This window comes from Fulvivirga lutimaris, from assembly GCF_009711525.1.
Taxonomy (GTDB): Bacteria; Bacteroidota; Bacteroidia; order Cytophagales; family Cyclobacteriaceae; genus Fulvivirga; species Fulvivirga lutimaris.
In genome coordinates, this window is record NZ_SMLV01000033.1 from 1 (window position 1) to 456 (window position 456).

Sequence of the window (456 nt, forward strand, 5' to 3'; positions counted from 1 at the left end):
GCCATTTTTACTACCCATTTTCATTAAGTTTTCCATAAGATCTACACCGGGAACTCTTTCAGGTAACGGATCGCCCATAAGTTGAGAAGACCAGACTATTGCTTGCCCATCAGCACTAATAATATCCGCATCTTTTAGAGTTCGCTCTAGGAATTTATCTTTTTCCATTAGAACCACTTTATTAGCATTAATACAATTATGTACTACCTGATTTTTTTCTACTATTGATTTGTTAATCAGGTTTACGGTCTGCTCCATTGTTAACGCGTCAATTTCAATGTTAAAGAGAGTAATCTTAGGACTTGTCATTTTTTGTAATAAGTGAAAAGGCGTAAAATATCCATGAATTTGACCACCTTAGGTACAAAATTCTGTTGGTAAACCATTTGTGTTTTTGATAATAAAACCACCCTTTGTTTGACTGCATGTATCTTATCGTAGTATTAAGAACTTTGC

The 456-nt window shown here is 34.2% G+C and carries 1 protein-coding gene; it reads right to left on the reverse strand.

All coding sequences use genetic code 11. The features are described from left to right. Positions 1–309: WecB/TagA/CpsF family glycosyltransferase (locus tag E1140_RS00060; protein ID WP_185153308.1), on the reverse strand; the 309-nt coding region annotated here is incomplete at its 3' end. Positions 310–456: the final 147 nt, after the last annotated feature.